This is a genomic window from Microcystis viridis FACHB-1342 (genome assembly GCF_014698335.1).
GTDB lineage: Bacteria > Cyanobacteriota > Cyanobacteriia > Cyanobacteriales > Microcystaceae > Microcystis > Microcystis ichthyoblabe_A.
This window is the reverse complement of the sequence record NZ_JACJSV010000113.1, coordinates 1-7,214: the sequence shown is the minus strand read 5'-3', so window position 1 is coordinate 7,214 and position 7,214 is coordinate 1. Positions and strand designations below refer to the sequence as shown.

Here is a 7,214-nt window from a genome sequence, read left to right as displayed (position 1 = left end):
ATACTAAAATTAAATTGGCAACTATAGATTAGAGTTATTCTTAGTCGTGCTTCGCTGTTCTATGCTGGCGGAACTTTTCATCTCCGAGGTGAAACCGAGAGATGAAAAGCCGACATTATAGGTAAAAAGCGATTTCTTTCTCCTTGAGAGGGGCAAAATCGGCGGCTAACAACAGCTGATTTAACTCCTCTTGGGGGATATGTTTGGCCCCGATGCGGACAATTCGCGATCTCATCGTGTTAGAAACCCCGCTTCTTTGTCGTCCTGCTTCCAAACCCATTACCCGGTGATAAAGTTCCAATTTTGCCGGGGGAATTGGGGAACCATCAAAATCAATGCCATTAGCGATCGCCACATCAATGGCATCAGCGCCCGTAGTTGTGGTTAAATTAGTTTCGGTGGACATAAAGACAATATAAAGGATCGTTGCTATTTTATCAGGCGATCGATATCCGCCGCTATGATCAGGAAAGTAATCTTCATTTCTGTGTGACTATGGCTCAATTGCCGACCTATCAACCAAAACAGTTATCCCTGGGCCCCCTAGAAGCGGAAATTCTCAATATTGTCTGGGAATTGGAACCCGTTAGCGTTAAGGATGTCCACGATCGCATTTTAGCGGATCCAGAACGGGATCTGGCCTATACTTCTGTGACTACGGTACTGCGTCGTTTAACTAATAAAGGCTGGTTAAGTTGTTATAAACAGGGTCGGATTTTCTACTGGAAACCGATGGTTTCTAAGGAACAAGCACAGGCAATTAAAGCCTACGAACAATTACATCGTTTTTTGGCTATTGGTAATGCGGATGTGGTGGCTTCTTTTGCCGATAGTCTCGATACTGCTAGTGTCGAACAATTAAAAGCGATCGCATCTCGTTTAGATACCCTGCGTCAACAACGGAGAGAAAGCTAATGCACGGTTCAATGTTATTACTAGCATTAACTATCGCCATTGGTTTACGTTGGTTTCTGCCCAGCTATCAGCGTCGTTGGCAGACAACGCTATTTTTCTTCCTCTTTCCTCCTTTGCTGCTGTTAATGACAGTTATATCGGTGGTTTGTATGGGCTATCGCGGGCAAATGCTAGGCTATAACTCCAGTTTAATTAGTTACTTTAGTGCCATAATTTGGCTAGTTTTTGCTATATTCTGTCTGATAAAACTCTCCTATCAAACTTGGCAAACCCATCGGGATTTTAGCAGTTATCCCCTCAAAAAAATCACCGCTCAGAAGGCGAGAGTTTTAGCGGTGGATTTTCCCTACAGTGCCAGAGTTGGCTTTTGGAAGTCGGAATTAATTGTAACCCAAGGATTATTAAATCTCTTGGATCAAGAACATTTACAAGCAGTTTTAGCCCACGAACAAGCTCACCAAGAATATCATGACACTTTCTGGTTTTTCTGGTTAGCTTGGTTGCGATCGATGTCTTCTTGGCTGCCCAATAGCGAGAATTTATGGTCAGAATTGGTCTTCTTGCGGGAATTACGCGCCGATAAGTACGCTTCTGGACAAGTGGATTATTTACTATTAGCTGAATCGCTGCTTTTAGTAGCAGAAAAAGTTAATCAAGTAGCGGAAATAAATTTCTCTGATAGTTGCTGTGTCGCTCTCAATGATCATTCTTTAAATAATCGTTTATTAGAGAGAATCAATGCTTTAGTCGAGTCAGAAAACCCCGAACTTCCCAGATTTAACTATCAAGTCTGGCTATTGCTTTCCCTCTCCCTTGCTCCTTTCTTACTCTTGCCTTTACACTCCTAAAAATGACCCTAGAAGTTGGACAAAAAGCCCCCGAATTTGCCACCCCCAACCAAAGAGGCGAAATCAGTAAATTAGCAGATTTTGCCGGTCAGTGGTTGGTCTTATATTTTTATCCCAAAGATAACACTCCGGGCTGCAGCACAGAAGCGATCGATTTTACCGCTTTGTCGCCGCAATTTCAGCAATTAAACGCGGTAATTATAGGAGTTAGTCCCGATTCAGAGAAGTCCCACTGTCGTTTTATTGAAAAACACAATTTAACTATTCAATTATTGAGCGATACCGAACATCAACTGGCGGAAATTTATCAAGTCTGGGGATTAAAAAAATTTATGGGTAAGGAATATATGGGGATTAAAAGAGCCACTTTCCTGATCGACCCCCGGGGAAATATTGCCTATATTTGGTCAAATGTCAAGGTAAAAGCCCATGCAGAAGCGGTTTTGAAAAAACTTGAGGAATTGCAGTAGCAAGCCCTCAGTACCCAATATTTACGGGTATGCAATTGCGCCCTTTCGTGTTAGACTAGAAAAGTTGTCAAAAATCGCACATCTAGGCGATCGGGTGTTTCTAGGAATCTAGAAATCCAGCCCTAGATGGAGGATAAACCCGAAAAGGAGAAAAATATGCCCGTTGTCTCTCTCGCAGAATTGCTAGAGTCTGGGGTTCACTTCGGCCATCAAACGCGCCGTTGGAACCCGAAAATGTCTCAGTACATCTACACTGCCCGGAATGGGGTTCATATCATTGATTTGGTGCAAACCGCCCAATTAATCGAAGAAGCTTACGAATTTGTCCGAGGAGAAGCCGATAGCGGTAAACGCTTTTTATTCATCGGTACGAAACGGCAAGCGGCAGCAATCATTAAACAGGAAGCTTTACGCAGCGGTAGCCACTTCGTTAACCAACGCTGGTTAGGGGGAATGTTAACCAACTGGGAAACCATTCGCGGCCGGGTAGAAAGACTCAAAGAATTAGAAGAATTAGAAAATAGCGGCGCCCTCGATAAACGACCGAAAAAAGAAGCATCGGTACTGCGTCGGGAATTGGGCAAACTGGAAAAATACCTCGGTGGCATTAAAACCATGCGCCGGCTGCCGGATTTAGTCGTCGTAGTCGATCAGCGTCGGGAATACAACGCTATCCAAGAATGCCAAAAATTGGGCATTCCCATCATCTCCCTCTTGGATACTAACTGTGATCCCGACTTGGTAGATGTGCCGATTCCCGCCAACGATGACGCAATTCGCTCAGTTAAACTGATTTTAGGCAAAATTAGCGATGCGATCATCGAAGGTCGTCGCGGTGGTCAAGCAGCGGTGGAAGAATACGAGGAAGACTACGATAATGAAACCGAGTACGAGGAAGAAGGTGATTATTCCCAATACGCCGCCGAATTTGCCAGTGGAGACGACGATAACTAGGGAAAATTAGCTATTGATCGCAGCTAGGTTCGGGGGGAAACTTTCCGAGCCTATCGAGCGGTCAAACCTGCCCCTCTCGTGGCATGATCAATTATAAGCAGTAGGTTAGGAATTTTATGGCGGAAATTACAGCACAACAGGTTAAAGAACTTAGGGAAAAGACCGGCGCCGGCATGATGGATTGCAAGAGGGCGCTGACGGAAAACGCGGGGGATATAACCAAAGCGATCGAATGGTTGCGACAAAAAGGGATTACTTCCGCCGAGAAAAAAGCTAGTCGGGTAGCGGCAGAAGGGATGATCGGCAGTTACATCCACACCGGCAGCCGCATCGGTGTTTTAGTGGAAGTGAACTGTGAAACCGATTTTGTTGCCCGTCGCGAGGAGTTCAAAAAATTGGTTAATGACGTGGCGATGCAGATTGCCGCTTGTCCTAACGTCGAATATGTAAAAGTGGCCGATATTCCCGCCGAAATCGCCGCCAAAGAAAAAGAAATTGAGATGGGACGGGACGATTTAGCCAATAAACCCGATAATATCAAAGAAAAAATCGTGGCCGGCCGTATTGAAAAACGTTTGAAAGAACTTTCTCTGCTCGATCAACCCTTTATCCGCGATCAGAACATCAGTATTGACGAATTGCTCAAACAAGCGATCGCCGCTTTGGGAGAAAATATTCAGGTGCGTCGTTTCCAACGCTTTGTACTAGGTGAAGGGATCGAGAAAGAAGAAACGGATTTCGCCGCCGAAGTAGCCGCCCAAATGGGACAAAAAGCCCCGGAACCGGTAGCAGCCGCCCCGCAAGTGGAGGAAAAAGCCCCGGAACCGGCAGCGAAGGATAATCCGCCCGCTAAAGGCAAAAAGAAAAAGTAAGTTCAATGAAGATCAATCTGGTGGGGTGCGAGTTTCGTACCCTTTTTGTCTTCAGGGGGGTGGGGGTACTTGATCAGTTATCGGTAATCAGTAAACAGTAATCAGTGAAAAGAAAAAAGAAAGTGGCAACTAAAGCAGATTCCTTTACTGGATTCTTTGGGAACAAAAGCCTATCTTTTACCTACTTATTAAAAACTTTGTAAATAAGATTATCTTATTTGCACTGGTGGTCCCTAGAGGTTGTCGAACGGAAAAAATGCAGATTCAGGACAAAATCACCGAAATAGCCGCTAAAACAGCGAAAGCGATCGAACTTTCTCAAAATTATTTACTTTCTACCCAATACTCTGAGGGTTACTGGTGGGCAGAATTAGAATCTAATGTCACCATCACCTCAGAAGCAATTTTACTGCACAAAATCTGGAAAACTGACAAAAAACGCCCCCTAGACAAAGCAGCCACCTATCTGCGTCAGCAACAGTGTCCTAACGGCGCTTGGGAGTTATTTTATGGGGATGGTGGCGATCTTAGCACCACTGTGGAAGCCTACATGGGGCTGCGACTATTGGGAATTCCTGTTAATGATCCTGCTTTAGAAAAAGCTAGAGAATTTATCTTAGCTAAAGGTGGCATCAGCAAAACCCGCATTTTCACCAAAATGCACCTCGCTTTAATTGGTTGTTACGATTGGCAGGGGGTTCCCTCTATCCCCGCTTGGATTATGCTACTGCCGGAAAATTTCCCTTTTACTATCTATGAAATGTCCAGTTGGGCGCGGGGAAGTACGGTTCCTTTATTAATTGTTTTCGACAAAAAACCCGTGTATAAAATGGGTTTTAATCTCGATGAACTCTATACAGAAGGGGTGAATAATGTCAAGTATGAGTTACCAAAAAATAACGATTGGGCGGATGTTTTCCTCTGGTTAGATGGGCTGTTTAAATGGGCAGAAAAAACTGATTTAGTTCCCTTCCGTCAAGAAAGTCTGAAAGCGGCGGAAAAATGGGTAATTGAACGACAGGAAGACACAGGCGATTGGGGGGGAATTATCCCGGCGATGTTAAATTCCCTATTAGCTTTAAAAGCCCTAGGTTATGATGTTGACGATCCGATTGTTGCCCGGGGTTTAAAAGCGGTGGATAATTTTGCTATTCAGACGGATAATACCTATTGTGTGCAGCCCTGTGTTTCGCCGGTTTGGGATACGGCTTGGGTAATTCGATCGCTAATTGAATCCGGTCTAAATCCCGCTCATCCATCTATAATTAAAGCGGGACAATGGTTAATCGATCAACAAATTCTTGATTATGGCGATTGGGCGATTAAAAATAAAATCGGAACCCCCGGGGGTTGGGCTTTTGAATTTGACAATCGCTGGTATCCCGATTTAGACGATTCGGCAGTGGTGGTGATGGCTTTAGAGTTAATTAAAATGCCCGATGAAAATATTAAAAAAAGCGTGATGAAACGGGCAGTTAATTGGATGGCTACTATGCAGTGTAAAGCTGGTGGTTGGGGAGCTTTTGACATCGATAACGCTCAAAACTGGCTTAATTCTTTGCCCTATGCCGATCTAAAAGCAATGATCGATCCTAATACGGCTGATGTTACTGCCAGAGTTCTAGAAATGTTAGGCACTTGTGATGTTAAAATGGAGGAAAATCGAGTTAAAAAAGCTTTGGATTATCTGGAAAAAGAACAGGAAGCTGATGGTAGTTGGTTTGGTCGTTGGGGTGTAAATTATATTTATGGAACCAGTGGGGCGTTATCTGCTTTGGCTTTTCTGGAACCGAATAAATATCGCCAGCAATTGCAAAAAGGAGCCAATTGGTTAAGCAGTTGTCAAAATGTTGATGGTGGTTGGGGTGAAACCTGTTTTAGTTACAATAACCCTAAATTTAAAGGACAGGGAAATAGTACCGCTTCCCAAACTGCTTGGGCATTAATCGGTTTATTAGCCGTCGGGAAAGTCACCGGCAATTATCAGCGAGAAGTGATTGAAAAGGGCGTTAATTATCTTCTTGTTACCCAAAAAGAAAATGGTACATGGGATGAAGATTACTTCACCGGTACAGGTTTTCCCTGTCATTTTTACCTGAAATATCATTTCTATCAGCAGTATTTTCCTCTACTGGCTTTGGGGCGTTATCAGGCTTTAATTTAGTCTGTTAACCTATGCGTTAAGACAGGAAATAAGCTTAACTGTCTAACGCATTTTTTGTGACTAACTAGGAAAAAATAAATCAGGAGATATATTTAAAAAATTGGCTAATTTTTGAATATAGATAGGAGTTAGATCTTGTTGGCCATCAAGAATGTCATCCAGGGTTGACTTACTTTCAAAAATAGATAGCAAATCTTGCTTTTGTAGGTTTCTTTCCTCTAATATAAATTTCAACAATTCAAGTCCATAAATATCAGGTATTGGCTCTTGATTTTCCTCATACTCATAAATTAAAGACCCTAAAACATTTAGATATTCCCTTTCTTCTGTCGTTAATTGGGGTTTGTCTAAAAGGCGATTAATAACCTCCTGCATCATTTCTAAGTCTTCCTCATTGTGAATAGGACAAGGAGGGTATTGCTTTAATAATTCTAAGTATTTATCAGTGGCAAACATAAAGATAACTCTAATTTTATGGTTTAAATAGGGGTGACTGAAGGAGATACAAAATTTTTAGTTAATAATTTAGGTTCTTCGTTACTTGGTATGATTCGATATGGGGGCATAAATCGACTAAATCATTATCTGGTAAGAGATTTAATTGATTAGTTCGCTCTAGATCAAAAACAATTGACAAAAATCGCCAAATGCTTTTCTACATAAGGGTTACATCCCTTATATCCCCCGTCCATTGCATAACACAAACCAAAGAGCCGGCTTTCTCTAAGTCTAACAATTGTCCTAAACTCTGACTGCCAGTCTCGCTATTAAACCCTCTCGCTGTGGCTAGTTTTGATTTAGGATTGATGATTCTTGCCACAATCATCGCCACTACTAAGTTTCTGATTCGTGAGGATTTTTTACTGATTATTTTATCTAAACCTAATTTTTTAATCGTCTCTAAAATAGCCATTACATGACCATGAGGAAGACTTCTAATCACTTCAAAATGATTGGGAATGCCTTCATTCATGGACAGTGTTGCCCCTTT

The 7,214-nt window shown here is 42.6% G+C and carries 8 protein-coding genes and 1 pseudogene; 6 read left to right on the top strand and 3 right to left on the bottom strand.

The window, feature by feature from the left end:
* Positions 1 to 115 precede the first annotated feature (115 nt).
* Positions 116 to 406: a small RNA NsiR4-regulated ssr1528 family protein gene (locus H6G40_RS22145; protein WP_002732452.1), complete on the bottom strand. Its 291-nt coding sequence runs from the start codon at positions 404 to 406 to the stop codon at positions 116 to 118.
* A gap of 20 nt (positions 407 to 426) precedes the next feature.
* Here H6G40_RS22145 and H6G40_RS22140 point away from each other — a divergent pair, with 20 nt between their 5' ends.
* From H6G40_RS22140 to shc, 6 genes are all read left to right on the top strand, one after another.
* Positions 427 to 915 carry a BlaI/MecI/CopY family transcriptional regulator gene (locus H6G40_RS22140; RefSeq protein WP_002753379.1) on the top strand — a complete coding sequence of 163 codons (489 nt, stop codon included), beginning with the start codon at positions 427 to 429 and terminating at the stop codon, positions 913 to 915.
* Complete coding sequence (locus H6G40_RS22135; RefSeq protein ID WP_190538247.1) at positions 915 to 1,763, top strand: M56 family metallopeptidase; 849 nt, start codon at positions 915 to 917, stop codon at positions 1,761 to 1,763. The genes H6G40_RS22140 and H6G40_RS22135 overlap by 1 nt, the downstream gene beginning before the upstream one ends.
* A 2-nt stretch (positions 1,764 to 1,765) precedes the next feature.
* A complete protein-coding gene (gene bcp / locus H6G40_RS22130) occupies positions 1,766 to 2,233 on the top strand; it encodes a thioredoxin-dependent thiol peroxidase (RefSeq protein ID WP_016515241.1) in 468 nt (155 codons plus the stop codon).
* A gap of 156 nt (positions 2,234 to 2,389) precedes the next feature.
* Complete coding sequence (rpsB, locus tag H6G40_RS22125; RefSeq protein WP_043997933.1) at positions 2,390 to 3,187, top strand: 30S ribosomal protein S2; 798 nt, start codon at positions 2,390 to 2,392, stop codon at positions 3,185 to 3,187.
* Between the two features lie 116 nt (positions 3,188 to 3,303).
* Positions 3,304 to 4,059, top strand: a complete 756-nt coding sequence (gene tsf / locus H6G40_RS22120) for a translation elongation factor Ts (protein ID WP_002753383.1) — start codon at positions 3,304 to 3,306, stop codon at positions 4,057 to 4,059.
* 256 nt (positions 4,060 to 4,315) lie between these two features.
* On the top strand, positions 4,316 to 6,223 hold the full coding sequence (gene shc, locus H6G40_RS22115) for a squalene--hopene cyclase (RefSeq protein ID WP_002732984.1): 1,908 nt from the start codon (positions 4,316 to 4,318) through the stop codon (positions 6,221 to 6,223).
* A 60-nt stretch (positions 6,224 to 6,283) separates the two neighbouring features.
* Here shc and H6G40_RS22110 read toward each other — a convergent pair whose 3' ends face one another.
* Together H6G40_RS22110 and H6G40_RS24070 are read right to left on the bottom strand one after the other, a co-directional pair.
* Complete coding sequence (locus H6G40_RS22110) at positions 6,284 to 6,679, bottom strand: helix-turn-helix domain-containing protein (protein ID WP_002733792.1); 396 nt, start codon at positions 6,677 to 6,679, stop codon at positions 6,284 to 6,286.
* Positions 6,680 to 6,938: 259 nt separating this feature from the next.
* Positions 6,939 to 7,214 (bottom strand): annotated as a pseudogene (locus H6G40_RS24070) (IS1634 family transposase); the annotation flags it as partial.